General features: G+C 72.3%; 20 protein-coding genes. 5 read left to right on the top strand and 15 right to left on the bottom strand.

Going from position 1 to position 20,138, the window contains the following annotated elements; translation table 11 throughout:
- The first annotated feature begins 285 nt into the window (after positions 1-285).
- Both KUA19_RS27735 and KUA19_RS27730 read left to right on the top strand, forming a co-directional pair.
- Positions 286-1,299, top strand: coding sequence for a LacI family DNA-binding transcriptional regulator (locus KUA19_RS27735; protein ID WP_217400625.1), 1,014 nt, complete (start codon positions 286-288; stop codon positions 1,297-1,299).
- On the top strand, positions 1,292-2,494 hold the full coding sequence (locus KUA19_RS27730) for an MFS transporter (protein ID WP_217400622.1): 1,203 nt from the start codon (positions 1,292-1,294) through the stop codon (positions 2,492-2,494). Before KUA19_RS27735 ends, KUA19_RS27730 begins: the two co-directional genes overlap by 8 nt.
- Positions 2,495-2,540: 46 nt before the next feature.
- Here the strand turns inward: KUA19_RS27730 and KUA19_RS27725 are convergent, their stop codons facing one another.
- The gene (locus tag KUA19_RS27725; protein ID WP_217400620.1) at positions 2,541-2,987 is read right to left on the bottom strand and encodes a GNAT family N-acetyltransferase; all 447 of its coding nucleotides are present in this window, start codon (positions 2,985-2,987) and stop codon (positions 2,541-2,543) included.
- A gap of 124 nt (positions 2,988-3,111) precedes the next feature.
- Positions 3,112-4,074, bottom strand: coding sequence for a hypothetical protein (locus tag KUA19_RS27720; RefSeq protein ID WP_217400618.1), 963 nt, complete (start codon positions 4,072-4,074; stop codon positions 3,112-3,114).
- A gap of 170 nt (positions 4,075-4,244) precedes the next feature.
- Here KUA19_RS27720 and KUA19_RS45250 point away from each other — a divergent pair, with 170 nt between their 5' ends.
- On the top strand, positions 4,245-4,388 hold the full coding sequence (locus KUA19_RS45250; RefSeq protein WP_254550198.1) for a hypothetical protein: 144 nt from the start codon (positions 4,245-4,247) through the stop codon (positions 4,386-4,388).
- 11 nt (positions 4,389-4,399) lie between these two features.
- Positions 4,400-4,807, top strand: coding sequence for a carboxymuconolactone decarboxylase family protein (locus KUA19_RS27715; RefSeq protein ID WP_254550197.1), 408 nt, complete (start codon positions 4,400-4,402; stop codon positions 4,805-4,807).
- 13 nt (positions 4,808-4,820) lie between these two features.
- Here KUA19_RS27715 and KUA19_RS27710 read toward each other — a convergent pair whose 3' ends face one another.
- From KUA19_RS27710 to KUA19_RS27695, 4 genes are all read right to left on the bottom strand, one after another.
- Positions 4,821-5,567, bottom strand: a complete 747-nt coding sequence (locus tag KUA19_RS27710; RefSeq protein WP_217400616.1) for a GntR family transcriptional regulator — start codon at positions 5,565-5,567, stop codon at positions 4,821-4,823.
- Positions 5,568-5,630: 63 nt separating this feature from the next.
- Positions 5,631-6,431, bottom strand: a complete 801-nt coding sequence (gene trpA, locus KUA19_RS27705) for a tryptophan synthase subunit alpha (RefSeq protein WP_217400614.1) — start codon at positions 6,429-6,431, stop codon at positions 5,631-5,633.
- Positions 6,428-7,588: a tryptophan synthase subunit beta gene (trpB, locus tag KUA19_RS27700; RefSeq protein ID WP_254550242.1), complete on the bottom strand. Its 1,161-nt coding sequence runs from the start codon at positions 7,586-7,588 to the stop codon at positions 6,428-6,430. Before trpB ends, trpA begins: the two co-directional genes overlap by 4 nt.
- A gap of 213 nt (positions 7,589-7,801) precedes the next feature.
- Positions 7,802-8,569, bottom strand: coding sequence for a hypothetical protein (locus KUA19_RS27695; protein ID WP_217400610.1), 768 nt, complete (start codon positions 8,567-8,569; stop codon positions 7,802-7,804).
- Positions 8,570-8,691: 122 nt separating this feature from the next.
- Between KUA19_RS27695 and KUA19_RS27690 the strand changes: the two genes are divergently transcribed.
- A complete protein-coding gene (locus KUA19_RS27690; RefSeq protein ID WP_217400608.1) occupies positions 8,692-9,327 on the top strand; it encodes a hypothetical protein in 636 nt (211 codons plus the stop codon).
- A gap of 173 nt (positions 9,328-9,500) precedes the next feature.
- On the opposite strand, the gene KUA19_RS27685 is transcribed toward KUA19_RS27690, so the two are convergent.
- The 9 genes from KUA19_RS27685 to KUA19_RS27645 all read right to left on the bottom strand — a co-directional run bounded on the left by KUA19_RS27685 (position 9,501) and on the right by KUA19_RS27645 (position 20,072).
- Complete coding sequence (locus KUA19_RS27685; protein WP_217400606.1) at positions 9,501-10,073, bottom strand: GNAT family N-acetyltransferase; 573 nt, start codon at positions 10,071-10,073, stop codon at positions 9,501-9,503.
- A complete protein-coding gene (locus KUA19_RS27680; protein WP_217400604.1) occupies positions 10,070-12,139 on the bottom strand; it encodes a penicillin acylase family protein in 2,070 nt (689 codons plus the stop codon). Before KUA19_RS27680 ends, KUA19_RS27685 begins: the two co-directional genes overlap by 4 nt.
- Complete coding sequence (locus KUA19_RS27675) at positions 12,136-13,899, bottom strand: IucA/IucC family protein (RefSeq protein WP_217400601.1); 1,764 nt, start codon at positions 13,897-13,899, stop codon at positions 12,136-12,138. The genes KUA19_RS27680 and KUA19_RS27675 overlap by 4 nt, the downstream gene beginning before the upstream one ends.
- Positions 13,899-14,459, bottom strand: a complete 561-nt coding sequence (locus tag KUA19_RS27670) for a GNAT family N-acetyltransferase (protein WP_217400599.1) — start codon at positions 14,457-14,459, stop codon at positions 13,899-13,901. Before KUA19_RS27670 ends, KUA19_RS27675 begins: the two co-directional genes overlap by 1 nt.
- A complete protein-coding gene (locus KUA19_RS27665; RefSeq protein ID WP_217400597.1) occupies positions 14,456-15,790 on the bottom strand; it encodes a lysine N(6)-hydroxylase/L-ornithine N(5)-oxygenase family protein in 1,335 nt (444 codons plus the stop codon). The genes KUA19_RS27670 and KUA19_RS27665 overlap by 4 nt, the downstream gene beginning before the upstream one ends.
- The gene (locus tag KUA19_RS27660) at positions 15,790-17,259 is read right to left on the bottom strand and encodes a pyridoxal phosphate-dependent decarboxylase family protein (protein WP_217400595.1); all 1,470 of its coding nucleotides are present in this window, start codon (positions 17,257-17,259) and stop codon (positions 15,790-15,792) included. The genes KUA19_RS27665 and KUA19_RS27660 overlap by 1 nt, the downstream gene beginning before the upstream one ends.
- Before the next feature lie 79 nt (positions 17,260-17,338).
- Positions 17,339-18,052, bottom strand: a complete 714-nt coding sequence (locus tag KUA19_RS27655) for a hypothetical protein (protein ID WP_217400593.1) — start codon at positions 18,050-18,052, stop codon at positions 17,339-17,341.
- A 195-nt stretch (positions 18,053-18,247) separates the two neighbouring features.
- Positions 18,248-18,646, bottom strand: coding sequence for an FMN-binding protein (locus tag KUA19_RS27650; RefSeq protein WP_217400591.1), 399 nt, complete (start codon positions 18,644-18,646; stop codon positions 18,248-18,250).
- A gap of 16 nt (positions 18,647-18,662) precedes the next feature.
- Positions 18,663-20,072, bottom strand: a complete 1,410-nt coding sequence (locus tag KUA19_RS27645; protein ID WP_217400589.1) for a ferredoxin reductase family protein — start codon at positions 20,070-20,072, stop codon at positions 18,663-18,665.
- Positions 20,073-20,138 lie beyond the last annotated feature (66 nt).

The following is a 20,138-nucleotide window of genomic DNA, read 5'->3' as shown; positions in this document are numbered from 1 at the left end:
TGCCCGTCGGCGTCCAAGCCTTCCAAGGCCAATACGCCGACGACACCGCACGAGTACTCGCCTACGTCATCCTGTCCATGGTCCCCGCCCTCGGCTTCTACGCCATCGCCGAACGGCAACTGGTCGGCGGCCTCGCGGGCAGCGTCAAGGGCTGACCCGATCCGACCGCAGGGTACCTTTCAAGGTCACCCGGACCCCCGCATCGCCGGGGAGGGCCACCCGCGCCCTCCCCGTCCTGGCCACCCGTCCGGCGGCCGCACCCAAGCACCGAAGGAGCACTCCCGAGTGGACGAAAACCGCAAGGTCACCATCGCGGCGATCGCACGCGAGGCAGGCGTCTCCGTGCCCACCGTCTCCCGGGTGATCAACGGCCGCACCGACGTCTCCCCCACCACCCGCCAACGGGTCGAGGAGCTGCTCAACCGGCACGGCTACCAGCGTCGCACCACCTCTGTCCGCAGCACCTCCGGCCTGATCGACCTCGTCTTCAACGACCTGGACAGCCCCTGGGCCGTCGAGATCATCCGAGGCGTCGAGGACGTGGCGCACGCCGCCGGGGTCGGCACGGTGGTCTCCGCCATCCATCGCCGCGCCTCCTCGGCCAAGCAGTGGCTGGACAACATGCGTTCGCGTTCCACCGAGGGCGTCATCTTCGTGACGTCCACTCTGGAGCCGCCGCTGCAGGCGGAACTGCGTCGCCTCAACATCCCCGTCGTCATCGTCGACCCGGCCGGAGTGCCGCCGCAGGAGGCGCCCACGATCGGCGCCACCAACTGGAACGGCGCCCTGCGTGCCACGGAATACCTGGTCAACCTCGGCCATCGCCGGATCGGGTTCATCGCCGGGCCGCCGCAGCTGCTGTGCAGCCGCGCCCGCCTCGACGGCTACCGCACCGCCCTCGAAGCCGCCGGAATTCCGGCCGACGACAAGCTGATCTACCCGGGCAACTTCTACCACGAGGCCGGGTACACCGGCGGCACCCAGCTGCTGGAGCTGGCCGAACCACCGACCGCGATCTTCGCCGCGAGCGACCAGATGGCGCTGGGCGTCTACGAGGCGGTGCGCCGCAAGGGCCTGCGGGTCGGCGACGACATAAGCATCGTCGGCTTCGACGACCTGCCCGAGGTCCGCTGGTGCTCGCCGCCACTGACCACGGTCCGGCAGCCGCTGGCCGAGATGGGTCTGCTCGCTGCCCGTACCGTGCTGCGGCTGGCCCAGCGTGAGAAGATCGAGAGCCCGCGCGTCGAGCTGGCCACCGAACTGGTGATCCGTGACAGTGCCTGCGCCCCCCGTGGCTGAGCAGGCGGCGCCCGCACTCGCACGTCCGAGCGCCCAAGCTTCGGTGCTGCTGGCGTACGCGGCGTTCCTGCTGGTCGGGATCAGCTCCGGGGTGGGCGGGGTGCTGCTGCCCGCACACATCGCCGACTACGGCGTGGACAAGGCCACCATCGGCTTGACGTTCTTCACCTCGGGTGCGGGGTTCCTGCTGGGGGCGACCGGGGCCGGGACGCTGATCCACCGGTACGGCGTACGCGCGAGCCTGCTCACCGGGACCACCGCCTTCGCCGCCGCCGCGGTCTACACCGCGACCCGCCCGCCGCTAACCGCGTTCGTGGCCGTCGCCCTGCTGGCCGGGGTCGGCACCGGCCTGCTCGAAGCGGCGCTCAACACCCACCTCGCCGACCTGCCCCAAGCGACCGACCGCATCAACCGCCTGCACGCCTTCTTCGGCGTCGGCGCCCTGCTCGGCCCGCTGCTGGCCGCGTGGATGCTCACCCGCACCAGCTGGCCCGCGGTATGGGCGGTGCAGGCCCTCATCTGCCTGCCACTGCTCGTCGGCTTCCTGCGCGCCCTTCCCCGCACGCCCCGCCCCGAACACCACCAGCCCGATGCCCCCGGACCCGGCCTGCTGTCCGCCACCGTCCGGCAGCCTCGCGTCATCGTCGCCGCGATGTTCCTCGCCGTGTACGTCGGCCTGGAGATCAGTGTCGGCAGCTGGGGCTACAGCTTCCTGCGCACCGAACGCGCCCTGTCCGACCTGCTCGCCGGGTACGCCGTCAGCGGCTACTGGCTCGGTCTCACCCTGGGCCGCTTCCTGATCAGCCCGATCGCGGGGCGACTGCGACTGGGCACCGCCGCCATGGCGTACGCGTGCCTCGGCGGCACCGCCGCCGCCTGCCTGCTCATCTGGGCCGTGCCGCAGCCGGCGGCGGCCGCGGCGGGCATGGCCGTGCTCGGGTTCTTCCTCGGCCCGATCTTCCCCACCACCATGGCGATCATGCCCCGGCTGACCCAGCAGCGGCTGGTACCCACCGCCATCGGCATCACCAACGGCCTGACCACGGTCGGCGGCGCGACCCTGCCCTGGCTGGCCGGAACACTCGCGCAGACTACCGGCACCTGGACCCTGCTCCCGTTCGCGACCGTGCTGGCGGTGATGCAGCTGAGCCTGTGGTCGCCCCTGGCCAGACACCTGCGCCGGATGGACGGCTGACTCCCGCCCCCGTCGAGGCGTGGAGTAGCAGGTGAGCCGGTGCCGATCAGTTCAGACTGAGCTTCATCCCCTCGTGGCTGGCGACGAAGCCGAGGCGCTCGTAGAAGCGGTGCGCGTCGTGGCGGGACTTGTCGGTGGTGAGCTGCACCATGGCGCAGCCGCGAGCGCGGGCCTGGTCGATCGCCCACCGCATCATCAGCGCGCCGAGGCCCTGGCCGCGCCGGTCCGAGCGCACCCGCACCGCCTCGATCAGCGACCGCTCGGCACCGTGGCGCCCCAGGCCCGGGATGTAGGTGATCTGGAAGCAGCCGACGATCTCACCCGCGTCGTCGGCGACGATGAGTTGGTTGCGGGGATCGGCGTCGATCGCGGCGAAAGCACGCTCGTACGCGTCGTCGACCTCGGCGAAGTCGCGGGCCTTGCCGAGCACGTCATCGGCGAGCAACCCGATGACGGCGGGCAGATCCGCCCGCGTCCCCTCCCGAAAGATCATGCCCCCACCCTAGAGCGCCCGCCGAGTGGCTGCAGTTTCGGGGAAACCGCAGGAATCAAGGCTCCGATTCGTGCAGTTTTCCCGAAACCGCACACAACGACCGCGTCGGCGCTGGCGCTGGCGGCTAGCGCGTGCGGGTGTCGCGGCCGAACGCGGGGCCGCGGCTCAGCAGCACGGTGAGCAGGCCGAGGACCACGCCGAACCAGCCTCCCACCACCGCGCCCGAGGCGCCCGAGTGGTCGCCGGCGCCCCAGCGGACGCCCGCGATCCCAGCGCCGAGGACCGCCAGCCCGAACGCGAGCCAGGCCCGGCCGAGGATGCGCCGGGTCCGGCCGAGCGGCCGGAACCACGTCCGGGCTGCGCGGCGCTTCGACCGGGTCGCCCGCTCGGCCCGCGCCGCGCGCAGGCGCGCCTCGGCGCCTGGTCGCATCCCCCACCCGACGGTGACCAGCCCGAGCAGCACCCCGGCACCTGCCGTCGCCGCGAAGAACGCCAGCACCGCGTCGATGTCGTCAAGAGCGTCTGGCGGCTGTGGCTCGACCTGCCCGGCCGGGTCGTACACGACCACGACCCGGTCGGAGACGTCCCACTCGTCCTCGCTGAGCACGATCTCGCCGGGCAGCGGGTGTCCGTCCGCAGTGGCGAGCTCGTAGCGCCATTGGCGGTTCCGTTGATGGCGTCGCGCTGACCACAGCCACGGGGTGACACGCTCCTCAGACCGCACGACCACCGTGATCGACTCACCGCGGGCTCGCAGCACCAGCAGCGGTGCGGTGAAGCTGATGCCGACAGCGCCGAGCCCGACGGCGACCAGCGTGACCACCAGCAGCGCCCGGTTGGCCCACTGGCCGCACAGGTGGCCGACCAGCACGATCGCGCCGCCGAAGGCCACCACCACGAGGCCCGTGCGCACCGCGTGCGGCAGGCCGACCGTCCCGCTGACAGCAGTGAGGGCAGTCATCGCCGTCAGCGGTCCGCCCAGCCACGCGGCCCGCACCGCGAAGGTGCGCCGCCGCGACCCGGCCTCGGCCGCCTCGATGGGCGAGTCAGCCGTGGCGGCGGACCTCGAGCGGGGTGGTCGGAGCATGCGCGGCATCGTACTGGCGGGCCGCAATCGCTGCCGTCCCGCGTGATGGGTGCCACCAGTGCCAGGCTGCTCGATCTCGTCAGACCGATTGACGAAATGACGATCGTCGATAAGGTGGTCGGGGAGGCGTCGCGGTGGTGGGCCCGGTGCCCATCGACCAGGGGATATCCATGCCGCACGTGACCTTGCCGACCGACCAACCGGGCATCCGGGGCCTGTTCCGCTTCCGCCCCGAGACGGCGGTCCCGCTCAACGGCCTCGTCGAGGCGCTGCTCCGCGGACCGAGCACGCTGACCGGGGCGAACGCGAGCTGATCGCGGCCTACGTGTCGGGGCTCAACGAGTGCCGCTACTGCTACTCCGCCCATGCCGCCTACGCCGCGGCGCAGTTACCGGAGGGCATGGACCTGGTCGAGTCGGTGCGCGACGACGCGGCCGCCGCCCCGGTCTCGGCGAAGCTGGGCGCGCTGCTGGGCATCGCGGCGGCGGTCCAGCGCAGCGGCCGCGAGGTGACCGACGAACTGGTCGCCGTGGCCCGCGCCGAGGGCGCCACCGACCTGGAGATCCACGACACGGTGCTGATCGCGGCGGCGTTCTGCATGTTCAACCGCTACGTCGACGGGCTGGCCACGACGCTGCCCGACGACCCGGACTTCTACTCCGACCGGGCAAAACTGATCGTCGCCAACGGCTACCTGGGCGTCCTGGCCCGGGAAGCCACTCCGGCGACCTGACCGACCGCGTGGGCTAGGCCCGGCCCGGGGCACCCCACTGGACCGACACCTGGTTCACCGTCCGCTGCGCGCGGATGGCCAGCTCAGCGGCGATGATCGCCCGGTCGACCACGCCGACCGTCCCGGCGACCGTCCGGGTCACCCGTTCGCTGACCAGCACCGGTGCCCCCTCGGGACGGTCCAGCACAGCCGCGCTGGCGGCGGGCAGCGCTTGGGCGGCGATCTGCTCGCCCGCCGAGGCTATCCGCATCCCGGCGTCGGCCAACGCCGCGTAAAGCGCCGTACGCGTGAAGTCGCAGGTCCGCACGGTGTCGGCGTACGGCTGGTCCACCCAGGAGACCTGGTGGATGGCTGGTGCCCCGTCGACCAGCCGGACCCGTTCCAGCCGCAGCGCCTTGGCAGTGCCGTCGCGCTCACCCCACAGCGCCGTGACCCACGCGGGCATGGCCCGCAGCGAGCAGGACACGACCCGGGTGGAGACCTCGTGGCCCTGGTCGCGCAGGTCGTCGACGAAGCTGCGCAGGGTGTCCAGCCGGTACGCGGGGCGGGTCGGCGCGACGAAGGTGCCCCGACCGGCCTCGACCACGATCAGCCCGTCGTCGACCAGGGCCTGCAGCGCCTGCCGCACCGTCGCCAGCGCCACGTCGTAGTTGCTGCCCAACTCGCGCTGGGCGGGCAGGGCCGTGCCCGGCGCGAACTCGCCCTTGCGGATGCGGTCGGCGAGGTCGGCGGCGATGGCCCGGTAGCGGGGACCTGGCATGCGCGGGCGCTCCTGTCAGCGAGGTGCGGGGACGCGAGCAGTATCGCGTCCCCGCCACCCCGCTCAGGCGTACGCCCGGTCCAGCGCGTCGCGCAACTGCGCCACCAGCGCCCCGACCTGCGTCGGGGTGGCCCCGTCGAGGATGGCGCGCATCAGCGCCGAGCCGACGGCGACCCCGTCGGCGGTCCGCGCCCCGGCCACGGCGTGGTCGGGGGTGGCGATGCCGAAGCCGAGCAGCACCGGCAGGTCGGTCACCTGCTGCAACTGGGACGCGAGCCGCCCGGCCGTCTCGGCGAGTTCGGCGCGGACACCCGTGGGGGCCATCACGCTGACCGCGTACACGAAACCGCGGCTGCGGGCCGCGATCTCCCGCAGCCGGGCCGGGGTGCTGCTGGGCGCGGCCACCAGCACCAGGTCCACCCCGGCGGCCGCGGCGGCGCGCTCCAGCGTGCCCAGCTCGTCCACCGGCAGGTCCGGCACGATCAGCCCGCGCACCCCCGCCTCGGCGAGGTTCGCGCAGAACACTTCGACCCCCTCGCGCTGGACCAGGTGGTAGTAGGTCATGACCGCCAGCGGCACGTCCAGGCGCACCTGCCGCAGCTCGGCGAGGATGTCGCGCACGTTGGCGCCCCGGCGCAGCGCCCGGTCGGAGGCCTCCTGCACGGTCGGCCCGTCGACCACCGGTTCGGAGAACGGCAGCCCGATCTCGATCGCGTCGGCGCCCGCGTCGGCGTAGGCGCGCAGATAGTCGGTCCAGCCGTCGCAGACGCCCGCGGTCAGGTACGGCGCCAGCAGCTTGCGTCCGGCGTCGCGGCGTTCCCGCAGCCACGGTTCGAGTGCGGTGCCGCCGATCGTCGCGGTCATCGAGCCACCTCCAGCAGGGTCGAGGTGTCCTTGTCGCCCCGGCCGGACAGGGTGAGCAGCACGGTGGCGTGCGGTGGCAGCTCGCCGCTCTCGGCGGCGCGGATCACCCAGGCCACGGCGTGCGCCGACTCCAGCGCGGGCAGAATGCCCTCGGCACGGGCCAGCCTGCGTACGGCGGCGAGCACCTCGTCGTCGGTGACGGTGACGTAGCGGGCGCGGCCGATGTCGTGCAGGTGGGCGTGCTCCGGCCCGACGCCGGGGTAGTCCAGCCCGGCGGCGATCGACTCCGCCTCCAGGATCTGCCCGTGCTCGTCCTGGACGGCGTACGAGCGGTGCCCGTGCATCACCGCCACCCGCCCGTCGGCGATCGCGGCGCCACCGGCCGCCTCGACCCCGACGAGCTGCGCGGTCGTGTCGGCGAATCCGGCGAAGGTGCCCGCGGCGTTGGAGCCGCCGCCGACGCACGCGACCACGTAGTCCGGGATCGCGGCGGGCAGCTCGACGGCGCACTGGGCTCTGGCCTCGGTGCCGATGACCCGCTGGAACTCGCGCACCAGCCACGGATAGGGGTGCGGCCCCATCACCGACCCGAGGCAGTAGTACGCCTCGTCGACGCAGGTCACCCAGTGGCGCATCGCCTCGCTGGTGGCGTCCTTGAGCGTACGGCTGCCGCTGGTCACCGGGACGACCTCGGCGCCGAGCACGCGCATCCGGTGCACGTTCAGCTCCTGCCGGGCCATGTCCTTCTCGCCCATGAACACGGTGGCGGACAGGCCCAGCAGCGCGGCGGCGGTGGCGGTGGCGACGCCGTGCTGGCCCGCGCCGGTCTCGGCGATCAGCCGGCTGCGGCCCATCCGCCGGGCCAGCAGCGCCTGCCCGAGCACGTTGTTGATTTTGTGGGAGCCGGTGTGCGCCAGATCCTCCCGCTTGAGCAGCAGGGTGATGCCGAGTTCGGCCGACAGGCTCCAGGCCGGGGTGAGGGCGGTCGGGCGGCCCGCGTACACCGACAGCAGGCGGTCCAGATCCTGACGGAAGCCCGGGTCGGCCCACGCCTGCCGGAACGCCTCCTCCACCTCGGCGCAGGCCGGGATCAGCGACTCGGGCACGAAGCGCCCGCCGTACTCGCCAAAGCGACCGGCGCTGCCCGGATCGGGCATCAGCCCGGCCGCCGGTAGCACTGCGAGGCTCTGAGCAGCGATGGTTCCCACAGTTCCTCCAACTGTTCTAGAACTGTTGGCCATCCTGGCACACTTCCGGCCCCACGCGCCACCCGGCTTCGAGACACGCAGCGGCCCCTTCCCGACCGAACGTCCGCCGAGAAGGGGCCCCTCTTTGCGCTGTACCTCAGGTCGGCGAGGCGACCTGCCTGGTCACGCCGGCACCACGCCGAGCAGCGAGTACAGCGGATCCGGCGCGGGGATCGCGCCGGGCGGCGGCTCGACCTGCACCGGCGTGAAGAAGTCGCCGTACCGCAGGAGCACGTCGGCGCCATTGACCGAAAGCGCGAACCGCACCAGGTAGCCGCGATCGTCGAGGCTCGCGGTGAACGGCTGGCGGTGCGCCTCCTCCGGCCACTGACCGTCCTTGGGCGGTGGCACGCTGACGCCGGACCCGACTCCGATCTTGGCCAAGTCGATGGTGCCGCCGATCTCCGTACCCGAGATCTGCGCGGACACGATCGCGTCGATGAGGCGGTCGGAGCCGCCCGGGTCGTTGTGACCGGGCGTGAAGTCGATCCTGAAGTCGGCCGGGATCCGCTCGAGGTCCAGGCGGAACCAGCCGATGGGCTCACCGTTGCTCGTCGCGCCCGTGCCCAGGTTCAGATAGCAGGCATCGTCGATCACCCGGAGCTCGGTCACCCCTCCGGAGGCCTTGAGCGAGGACTCGAACCGCTTGCGGGGGTTGTCCATCCAGGCGACGGCGGTCATCCGGTCGCCGAGATCGAGATTCATCCGGAAGCTCATCTCGGTGAAGTTGTTGCCCAGGCGCAGCTTGGCCACGGCCTCAGCCGTCGCGACGGCGCCTTCCGTGGTGGCAGGCGCGGGTCCGGCCTGCTCACCGGTTCTCCACCCGAAGGAGCAGCCCGCGAGCAGCACCGCCCCCGCGACGGCACTGGTCAGTACTATTCGCGATCTCATGGCCGCCGACGGTAGGCAAGTGAGGCAACCGTGTCCACCCCGGGCACCGGCGACTCCAACGGAACCGCTCTGGTCCACCGGTCGGCGGGTGGTGTGCGGCGGCCGCGAGGTTAGGGTTGGCTGTGACCATCCGCGTGTCCGCCCGCATCGCTGGGCTCGCCGTTCTCGCCGCCGAGGCGGCGGCCGTCGCGACCCAGGCGCACCGGCCGCTCCCGCAGGCGGTCTGGACTGTCCTGATCGTCCTGCAACTGGCCGCCGTGCTGTGGGCCACCGACCGGCGGTCGGCGCCGACGCTCCGGATGGTCGCGCCGGCCGCGCTGGCCGCGGTCACCACAGCCGCGATGTGGACCGCGCTCGCGCTGTCCGTCCCGGTGGTCGCGACCGGCGACGCGACGGCGCTGGGCGCCACCGCCGTGGTCGGCCCCGTGGTGGCGGCGCTCTCACCCCGTGGCGACCGCAGGCGTCGCGTGCGGCTCGCGCTGGTCGCCTCGGCCGGCGCCGCACTGCTGGTCTTCCTCGCGATCTCGTGGATCCTGCCGACGGTCCCCGGCTTCGTCAGCGACAACCACCCGCCGACCTACCCCGACGTGACCCGGCTGGTCGACCCGATCGGTGAGTTGGCCACCTTCGTGCTGCTCGCCGCGGCTCTCGGCGTCGACGTGCTGCGCACCTGGTTCCGCGACCGCCGGAGGGCCGCACCGCACCGCACCGAGGGCGAGCCCGCGTTCAATGAGATGGTCGTCGAGCGTGCCGGGTAGCAGCCGCGCCCCGGCGAGCACCGGCCGGCGAATCCCGCACGTCCAGCTTGCTGACACCCTTGAACCCCGCGCCTCTGACATGCACACCCCTACCCCGACGTAGGTGCCGCGCCCGGACCGCGAACCCACCGGGTGACGCCGCCGTGACGGTGCCGGCCGCGGAGCCGTCGCCGTCAGGATGACGACGCCGGTCCGAGCACCGCCTCGAACCGGTCCCGGGTGAGGAACGCCAGCTGGGCGCATTTGTTCGGCAGCTCGATCTGCGGTCCGGGAACGAACCCGTGCAACTCCATCCGGCGTACGGCCCGATGGTTGCGCACGTCCGGCTCCACCACGACCCGGTCCTTTGCCGGGTCGCGCAGCACGAACCGCACCAGCAGCGGCACGACCGCAGGCGTCAGCCTCGGCACCCGGTGCTCGCCGGGAGCCAGCAGCAGGTGCAGCCCGATGTCTCCCGGCAGGGCCGCATAGCACTCCCCCACCGGGTCGTGCGCGGGCTCGTACGTCTGGAAGATGCCGATCGGGTTCCCGTTCAGCTGGATCAGGTATGCGAAGTGGTGGGGCAGCGAGTCGACGAACTCGTAGATCTCCTGTACCTGCTCGACCGTGTGGTCGGTCATGCCCCAGAACCGGTTGGCCGGCTGGGTGACCCAGCCGTGCATCAGCTCCGCATCGCGCGCGGGGTCGACGGCGACCAGCGAGAACGTCCCCGTCCCCGGCACGTGCTCCTCGTAGGCGGTGGTCAAGGCAGCTCCTGTCGGTGGAGGCGGGTGAAGTCGGTGACGACGGGAACCAGCTCGCCCACCGCCCAGCGCGGCAACTGGTCGGCGAAGTGGGGGGCGCCGGGCACGCCGTCGGCGCCGAACGGCACGACCCAGCGGCTGGCGTCACGGTCGGCCAGGTTCCAGACGTACCGGGCGACCGGGCCGCGCCGGCAGGCGTCGGTGACGCCCGGAACGCTGGCGTTGGACAGCACGCAGTCGGTGTCGCCGGACAACGCGACCGTGCCACAGGCCGCCGCGATCACGGCGTCGATCCCGGCGTCGGCGGCCGCCCGGATCGGGTTCAGGACATGGGTGCTCCCCCACTGCCGCTCGGCGTCTGCGGCCACCTCGGCCAGCGCGGCGGCCGCCGCGGGCGCCGGGTCGCCGCCGAGGTGGTGCAGCCTGGTCACGATGGTGTCGAGCGCGTAGCCGATGCGGGCACACGGGTCCGTCCACGGGGCGAACAGGGCGTCGAAGCCGGTCGGGACCAGCAGCGGCGCGAGCGCCGGGTGGTCGTGCAGGCGCCGGGCCAGGGCGGCCCGCCAGGCCGCGAACGCACCGGCGTCGGTGCTGTCCGCGCGCATCCGGCCGTCCCAGCTCAGCAGCCGGTCGCGCAGCCGCCGGGCCGGGCCGGCCAGCTCCTGCGGCGGTATCGCCCGCAGCAGGTCCCGCAGCGCGTCGGCCGGTAGCCGGTCGTCGGCGTGGATCGCCTCAGCCGGCCGGTCGGCGGCCAGGAGTTCGCGAATGCGGCGGCCCCGGTGCGGTGGCGCGAACACCGAACCCAGATCGGCTCCGTCGCCGGGACGGCGATCGTTGGCGTGCACCGCGACGTCGACGAGACCGGCGGAGGGCAGGGCGGCCCAACCGTCGCGCCACCCGTGACGCCGCGACCAGCCGGGCACCGGGCCGCGGCGGTTCTGCTCGTCACGCACGGGAACGCGACCCGCGGCCAGCCGCCGTACCGCGCCGGTGGTGTCGGCGACCAGCACGCTGTTCACCGGCTCGACCCACCCGGCCATGGCCTGCTCGACGTCGACGACGGTCCGGGCGCGCAGCAGCGCCGGTAGTGCCCCGAACCCGAGATCGCCTCCTGCCAGCGTCGGGGTGCGCAGGCTGACGCCCTCCCCGGTACGGGCGTCGACGTCGATCACCGGCCCCCGGGCCGTCTCGATCACCTCCACCTGCCGGGTAGGGCCGCCGCGCACTTCGATCGGTTCGAGGCGCACTGACGCGGGCACCCAGCCGTCCGGGTCGCGTACCAGGATCTGCTCGCCGTCGCGGCGCAGCTGCTCGCGATACAGGTCCTGGTAGTCGGCCATCGCGTTGGTGATCGCCCAGGCGACCTGCCCGGTGTGTCCGAAGTGGGCGATGCCGGGTACGCCGGGGAACGCCAGCCCCACGATGTCGAACTCCGGGCAGGACAGGTGCACCTGCTGGTAGATGCCGGGTAGTTCGAGCACCCGGTGCGGGTCCCCGGCGATCATCGGCGCACCGGTGCCGGACCTCGCGCCGGTGACCGCCCACGCGTTGCTGCCCGACCCGCCCGGCCCTTCGGTCTCGAACAGGGCCAGACCGTTCGGGCCGAGGGTGCGGCGTACGTGGGCGCGCCACAGCTTGTCGGGAAACGTGCCGAACAGGATGTGCTGCACCAGGAACACGCTCAGTGGCGACCAGGGCCGCCACCGGCCGGGACCGGTCGCGGCCGCGGCGAACTCGGGTGCCCGTGCGGCCCCGGCGGCCAGACCGTCGTTGACGCCGTCGACGTACGCCCCGAGCCAGCGCCGGGTGTCGGCGTCGAGCCGGTCGAAGCAGCGCCGTCCGGTGGCGTCGAGCCCGGCGCGGCGGGCGAAGCGGTCCCAGCCCAGTTCCACCTCGCCCAGCCGAGCCGCGAGCACGCCCTCGCCACGCCACCGCTCGACCTCCAGCTGCCACGCCCGGTCGTACGCGGCCGTGCGTCCTTGCAGGTAGGACAGCTCGTCGGCGGAGTTGGCGTACAGGTGCGGGATGCCCCAGGCGTCGCGGTAGACGCCGGGCGCGACCGCGGTCACACCGCCGCCAGTACGTCGGCGATCGGGTTGTCCAGCCGCCCCGCGAAGATCAGTGATCCGGCCTGGTCGGTCAGGTCGACCATCTGCAGCGTGTTTCGAAGCTGCAACCGGTTCAGGCAGGAGTGGTCGAACGCCGCGCGGCGCAGGTCCAGGCGCCCGATCAGCTGCGGGTGCTCATCGGCGTGCCGCTGTACACAGGCGGCGGCCAGCGCCCAGAACCGCTGCTCGGGCAGAACGCCGTCGATGTCGAGGATCGCGGCCAGGTGGCGCAGGAAGCCGTCGAACACGTCAGTGAACAGGGCGAGTTCCTTGATACGGTCGGTGACCCCGATGCGGATGCGTTCCACCGGCTCGGGCAGCGGCTGATCGTTCATCACCGCGACCTCCTCGCCGATGTCCTTCATGAACACCCGGCGCGGCACGTGTCCGTCGAGCACGAGGATCACGTTCTCCCCGTGCGGCATGAACGCCAGGTCGTGGGCGAGCAGGCAGTGCACGATCGGGCGCAGGTAGGCGTGCAGATAGGCCGCCACCCACTGCCCGGCCGCCAGCCCGGAGGCGCGGATCAGCTCGGCGGCCAGGGCGTTGCCGTCGCGGTCGCGGTGCAGCAGGCTGGCCATGCTGGCCAGGCGCTGGCCGGGCTCGATGCGCGGCACCGGGCTCTGGCGCCACAGCGCCGCCAGCATCCGGTGGTATGCCGAGACAGGCCCGCCGCCGCGGTGGTAGGCGTCGCCGGTGTACCCGATGGACGCCAGTTCCCGCAGCACCTCGAACCCGCACCCGCGCAGCGTCGGGTCCTGTGCGACGAGGCTCGCGACCCAATCGTTGATCGCCGGAGTGACCCGCATGTACGCCGGGGAGAGCCCGCGGGTGAAGCCCATGTTCTGGATCGACAGCGCGGTCTTCACGTAGTGCCGCTCGGGCCGGTCGGCGTTGAAGAAGGTGCGGATCGACTGCTGCGCGCGGTAGCGGTCGGGCCCGGTCCCGACCGGCACGATCGCCCGACGGGCCACCTCGGTGGCGAACGCGACCGCGTGCTTGTGCTCCCACTGCCAGGGATGCACCGGCAGGTACCGGTAGTCGGCCGGGTCCAGGCCCAGCACGCGCAGCATCCGCTCGAACCCGGCGAGGGTGTCGGCGCCGAGCTCGGCCAGGTAGTGCTCGTGCTCGTCGACGCCGTCGCCCGCGGCGAAGGTGCTGTGGGCCCGCAGCACGGCCAGCCACACCAGCCGTACCGGCTGGCCGGCCTCGGGACTGTACGCCTCGAGGTCGGCCAGCCCGAACCCGATCCGGCCGCTGTTGGCGACGAACCCGGGATGGCCCTCGGTCATCGCCGATTCGATGGTCTGGAAGTCGGCGTGGGCCAGTTCGGCGGTGGTGTGCCGCTGGTGGTGGTGCTTCCAGGCGTAGCCGGCCAGCGTGGCGCTGATCTCCTCCAGGTAGGTGCCGAGCAGCTTCGGGGGGATGCCCAGCGGCTGGGCCAGCTCGCTGATCAGGTCGAGGGCGTCGAGGTCGACCGGGACGCCGTCCTTGACGCGTACCACCGAGGCGGGGTCGATGGCCCAGTGCGCCAGCGCCAGCTCGCGGGCCCGGAAGCGGTACTGGCTGTCGCGGGTGTACACGACATGGTCATCGCCGTCGGCGATCGGGATCAGCAGCCGCTCGTGGCTGAACTCGGCCAGCGCCTTGGCGACCAGCCGCCGGTGGGCGTGCGCCATCGCCTGCGGGTTGAGGTGGGCGGGCGGGGTGGGGGTGTCCATCAGTGCTCCGGGGTGGTGGCGGCGGCGAAGGCGGTACGGGTGCAGAAGCTGAGCCGGGCGGTCTTGCCCGGCAGCTGGACGAGCCGGTCGACGACGAAACCGACCTCGGCGTTCCTGACCGCGATGGCGTCGTTGCGGACATCGGGTTCCACGACGACGCGCTGGTGGGCCGGGTCGGCGAACAGGAACGCCAGGACGGTGCGCATCACCGCCGACGTGGTGCCGTGGCGCGGGGTGTCGGTAGGGGCGACCAGCAGGTGCATGCCGACGTCGCCCGAGGCGACCGGGTAGTGCCGCGCCAGCTCGTGGCGGGCCGGGTCGTAGGACTCGGTGAGGAACAGCGGGACGCCGTCGAGACGGCCGAGCCAGGCCTGGTGGTGCGGGTCGGCGGCGATGGCGGCGTACTCGGCGCGGACCCGGTCGTGGTCGGCGTCGAGCAGCCCCCAGTACACCGACCGGGGGTGGGTGACCCAGCCGTGCAGCAGGTCCAGGTGGGCGCCGAGATCCAGCGGTTCGACGGTCAAGGCGCCCAGCGCGCAGTGCCGGGTGTACGCGGTCATCGGCCCGCTCCCGCCGCGACGGGTTCCTGCCCCGGCACAGCCAGGTCCGGTAGCGCTCCAAAGTGCTGGAACGCGATGGTGCGCTCGATCGGGTACACCTCGCGGCCGAGGATCGCGGCGAGGATGACGCTGTTGCGGTAGGCGCCCATGCCCAGGTCGGGAGCGGTGATGCTGTGCGTGTGCTCCTCGGCGTTCTGCACGAAGATCTCTCTGCCGGCGAGGTCGACGGCGTACCCGGTGGTGACCGCGTAGCGGCCCTGGCCGTCCCAGCGGATGCGCTCGCGCACCGGCTCCAGGAACGAGGGCCGCCGCGGCCGGTAGCCGGTGGCCAGGATCAGCCCCTCGGTCTCCGCCCGGAAGGGGCGGTCCTGTTCGGCGTGGTGCAGCCGCAACTCGTAGCGGCGCCGCTGTTCCCGCCACGACGTGCCGACCAGCTCCACTCCGGTGACCAGCGTGGTCGGCACCGGGCCGCCGACGCTCTTACGGTAGAGCGTGGTGAAGATCGTGTTGACCAGGTCACCGCTGATGCCCTTGTACAGCGAGCGCTGCTCGCGCATCAGCTGGTCGCGGCGCAGCTCGGGCAGGGCGTGGAAGTAGCGGATGTACTCAGGGGAGGTCATCTCCAAGGTGAGCTTGGTGTACTCCATCGGCAGGAACCGGGGCGAGCGGGTGAACCAGGTCAGCTGGTAGCCGCCGTCGTCGATGCCTTCGAGCAGGTCGAGGTAGACCTCGGCGGCGCTCTGGCCGCTGCCGACGATGGTGATCGACCGCAGGCCGCGCAGCCGGTCGCGGTGGTCGAGGTAGTCGGCACTGTGGATGGCCGGGCCGGGCAGGTCCCGGGCGGCCGGGGGAAGGTAGGGGGCGGTGCCGATGCCGAGCACCAGGTGGCGGGCGCGCAGCGTCTCGACCTCGCCGGTGGCGGCGCGGTGTACGCGAACCAGGTAGTGGCCGGTGGCTTCGTCGTGCTCGACCCGCTCCACGCGGTGTCCGAACCGGATCGACGGCAGTTGCGCGGCGGCCCAGCGGCAGTAGGCGTTGTACTCGGCGCGCAGCGGGAAGAAGTCCTCGCGGATGTAGAACGGGTAGAGCCGTCCAGCCTGCTTGAGGAAGTTCAGGAACGAGTACGGCGAGGTCGGATCGGCCATGGTGACCAGATCGGCCAGAAACGGCACCTGCACCGTGGCGCCCTCGATCATGAGCCCGGGGTGCCAGTCGAACTCCTCGCGCTGCTCCAGGAACACCGCGTCGAGCCCGTCGATCGGCGCGCTCAGGCAGGCCAGACCGAGGTTGAACGGCCCCACTCCGACGGCGATGAAGTCGTGTACGCGCATCAGCGCACCTGCGCCACGGCCAGGTCACCGGCGAGCAGGTCCTGCCCGGCGGCGCGGACCAGCTCGATCACCTCACGCAGATCGACGACGGTGGTGTTTGGATTGAGCAGCGTGAACTTGAGCCAGTAGCGCCCGGCGTGCCTGGTTCCGGCGACGATGGCCTCTCCGCGGGCGAACAGACGGCTGCGCAGCCGGGGCAGCAGCTCGTCGCAGGCTTCGGGGTCGAGCCAGCTCGGCCGCCACCGAAACAGCACCGTGCTCAGCGTCGGGATGGCGGCGACCTCGAAGTCGTCCTCGCCGACCAGCAGGGTGTGGGCGTGCGCGGCCAGATCGACGACTCGGTCGAACAGGTCACCGAGCTGGTCGGCGCCCATGGTGCGCAGGGTGAGCCAGAGTTTGAGCGCGTCGAAGCGGCGGGTGGTCTGCAGGCTCTTGTCGACCTGGTTGGGCAGGCCCGAGCCGCGTGGGTTGAGATAGTCGGCATGCACCGCGATGCGGTGCAGCGTGTCCGCGTGGCGGACCACGATCGCGCTGGAGCTGACCGGTTGGAAGAAGCTCTTGTGGAAGTCGACGGTCACCGAGTCGGACTGCTCGATACCGTCGAGCAGTCCGCGGCGGCGCCGGGAGACCAGCAGGCCACAGCCGTAGGCGGCGTCGACGTGCAGCCAGACGCCGCGCGGGCGACAGACGGCGGCGATGTCGCCGACCGGGTCGACCAGCCCGAGGTCGGTGGTGCCGACGGTGGCGACGACGGCCATCGGGACCAGCTCGGCCCGCTCCAGCGCATCGAGCCGCCGGCGCAGGTCGACCGGGTCGAGGCGGCCGGCACGGTCGGTGTCGACGGTGACCACGGTGTCGGGCGACAGCCCCAGCAGCACGGCCGACTTGGCGACGCTGAAGTGACTGTTCCTGCTGGTCAGCACGCGCAGCGACGGCAGTGCGGCGACCCGGTCCTGCGCCTGTCGGGCCAGCCGGTCCTCCCGGGCCAGCAGCAGGCCCTGCAGGTTGGACTGGGTGCCACCGCTGGTGAACACGCCGTCGGCGTCGGGACCGAAGCCGATCCGACCGGCGGTCCAGTCGATCAGGCGTCGCTCGATGAGGGTCCCCGCGGTGCTCTGGTCCCAGGTGTCCAGGGAGGAGTTCACGGCCGAGATCAGCACCTCGGCGCTGAGTGCGGGCAGTGCCACCGGGCAGTTGAGGTGGGCGACGTAGCGGGGTTCGTGGAACCAGACCGCGTGGTCGAGGTAGAGCCGGGCGGCCTCGCGGAGGGCGGCGTCGCCGTCAGCGAGTGGCCGGTCCAGGTCGACCTCGTCGACCGCCGCGCGCAACTGCTCCTCTGTCGCGCCCGAGTACGGCTGCCGCACGGTACGCAGCCGATCGGCGAGCAGCCGGGCCGCCTGATCGATACCGGCGGCGTAGCCGTCCACGGTGGACCGGCTCAGCAGGTACGCGGAAACAGCGCCTTCCACAATTTCTCCTTAGGTAAGGCTAACCTAAGGATGCAGCGTATAGGCAAGGCATGCCTAAGGGAAAGCGGGTGGGCGTGCCCTACTCGACCGGAGGAGTGCCCGAATAGACGGTGGTCGCCTCGTACGCGTGCTTGTCCATCGCTCGGGCCTGGGCGTTCACCGTGGCCAAGGCGTTGGCGTCCAGCATCTGTACGGAGTCCAGTGCCAGCGTCTCCCCCTCGGGGTCGCCGACGGCGGTCACCTTGATGTTGCCGACGTTCGGCGCGTAGTACTTGCGCTGGTGTCCGCTGTCGACGTCCAGTGGGCTCCACTCGTCGACGATCATGACGTGGTCGTCGCAGCCGGTCTTCAGGCATACCCGCTGATTGGTCTGCAGCGTCTGCGCGCAGTCGAGGAAGTCGATGTCGGGGGCGTCGCCCTGCTGGTAGGCGGTCAGGCCCTGGTCCGGGCGGGCGGGCATGGCCACTCCGGCCCGAGCGCCGTCCACTCCGGCGATCCAGGTGTCGGGGGCGCCGACGAACTTGCCCTTCTCGAAGTCCTCGGGATACTCCCCCAGGCCCCACACGTTGCCGGCGCGGTCCTGGGCGAAGAACGCCAGCTCCTGTTCGTCGAGCTCCCCGGCCTGGATGTCCTGCTCGACGAGCACCGCCGTGCGCACGCCGTCGACGGTCTTGGTCAGGGTGGTGACGGTCGAGATGATGGTGTGCTGCTGCGGACTGCCGTTGTCGTCGCGAGCCGTGCCCTGGTAGACGCGGCGTTCACCGGGGGTGAGCGGAAGCCAGGTGTTGGTCACCGGTACGGAAGCTGTGAACTGGCCCGGCTCGAACGCCTGACCGAACGGCGCGCACCTGGGGCTGGGCGGCGAAGGCGCCGCCCAGGACACACCTGGTACGACAGCCAGGGACATGACCACCAGAGTCGTCACTGCACAGCGGCGCACCCGATCATTATCCGACTTCTGCCGTCGCCGCACCTGGGACTGCGCATTTCACAGGTGCGCCGCGTCGATCGCGGCCTGCAGCGACTCGCGGTAGCCGTCGCTGGTGACGGTGGCGCCAGAGACCGTGTCGATGTCGGCGCTCTGCGCCGCGATCGCCTCGTCGTGCAGGATCGGCAGGGCGTAGTCGTTGATCTGCTGGTCGCGGCGGTTGCCGTCGGGATGGGTGAGCACCTGGACGTCGGTGATCCGGCCGCCGTCGACGGTGATGCGCACCTGCACATCGCCCCAGCGGGTGTGCGCGACGGAGCCGTCGAAGCCGTCGCCGGTCGGCGGGGCGGCGGCGTGCGCGGCCGCCCCGGGGTCCGCGCCCATGGTGCTGGTCCGGTACGACAGCAGCAGCACCAGCCCGGTGAGCGTCGACAGCAGCCAGAGAATGTTGCGCCTCATCGTCGGTCCTCTCCGGTCACCAGGCGAAGCGTTCGGTGTGCACGTGCTCGGCCGGGGTGCCCGCCGCACGGGCCGCGGCCCGCACGGCCGCGGTCCAGTCGTCGGGGCCGCAGACATACACGTCGTGCAGCGGCAGGTCGGGGACGAGGCGGCGCAGCGCCTCGGCGGGCGGTTCGGGGTGACCCTGCGGCAGCCACGATCCCGGCCGGGCGCGCGGGCCCAGCAGCGTGACGACGCGTACCCCGCGATGCTCGGCCAGCCAGTCCAACTCGGCGCGGAAAGCCAGGTCGGCGCTGCCACGGGCGCGGTAGACCAGGGTCGCCTGGCCGGGCCGGTACGGCAGCTCCCACAGCAGGGCCAGCAGCGGGGTGATCCCGATGCCGCAGGCCAGCATGGTGACATGGCCGCCCCGGTAGTGCTCGCCGGTCAGCCTCCCGTATGGACCCTCGAGGTAGGCCCGGGTGCCCGGTCGCAGCGCCGCGGCGCGGGCGCTGCCGTCGCCCAGGTCCTTGACCGTGATCCGCAGCAGGTCGCCGCGCGGCGGGCCGGACAGCGAGTACGGGTGGGCGCGGGTCCAGCCGGGCCCGTCCTGGAACCGCCACAGGAAGAACTGCCCGGCGCGCACCGGCAGCCGCCGCAGCCCGCGCCCGCGCAGGTAGACCGAGACCAGGCCGGGCGCCTCGGCGACCACATGGGACACCTCCAGCCGGTGGTAGAGGCTGCGCCACAGTGGCAGCGCCACCCGGTAGACCAGCACCGCGGCCGCCGCGAGGGCATACAGCGACCACCAGTAGGCGCGGGCCGCCGGGGCGGAGACGAACTCGGCACCGGTCCACAGTTGGTGCGGCAGCGCCAGTCCGATGCCGAGGTACGCGTACAGGTGCAGCAGGTGCCAGGACTCGTAGCGCAGCCGCCGCCGCGCCGCCCGCAGCGAGGTGACCACCACCAGGACCAGCAGCAGCGTGCCCGCCAGTGCGAGCAGCATGCCCGGGTACGTCACGACCAGGTCGACGAAGACCCCGACCGGGCTGCCCGCGCCGGTCCCGGTGTAGCCCAGCGTGATCAGGATGAGGTGCGCCAGCAGCAGGTGGAACGAGGCGAATCCGGCCCAGCGGTGCCAGCGGGCCAACCGGTCCTGCCCGAAAGCCCGCTCCGCCAGCGGAATCCGGGCCAGCAGCAGCACCTGCAGCAGCAGGAGGTCGGCCGACAGCAGCCCGGTCAGCCGCCCGGCCGACGCCGCGGCCACGGTGCCGCCATCGGCCAGCTCACCGGGGCCGCCCCCGCCCGCCCACAGCAGCGTGACGATCAGCAGGCTCAGCACGGCGAGCCCGGCAGCGGCCACGGCGTACACGTCGCCACGACCGGACCCGGCGACGCTGACCCGGCCACCGCCGGGGCCCGTGATGGTCTGCTCCACCGTGCTCATGCCCCCCACGATGCGGGATCCGGTTCACGTCCGGCTCACCGCGGGCTGGGAGTCGCCTGAGAGGTC

Origin of the sequence: Catellatospora tritici, assembly GCF_019083965.1 — a bacterium.
GTDB lineage: Bacteria > Actinomycetota > Actinomycetes > Mycobacteriales > Micromonosporaceae > Catellatospora > Catellatospora tritici.
Note: the sequence above shows the minus strand (reverse complement) of the source record. Positions and strands in the feature narration are given on the sequence as shown.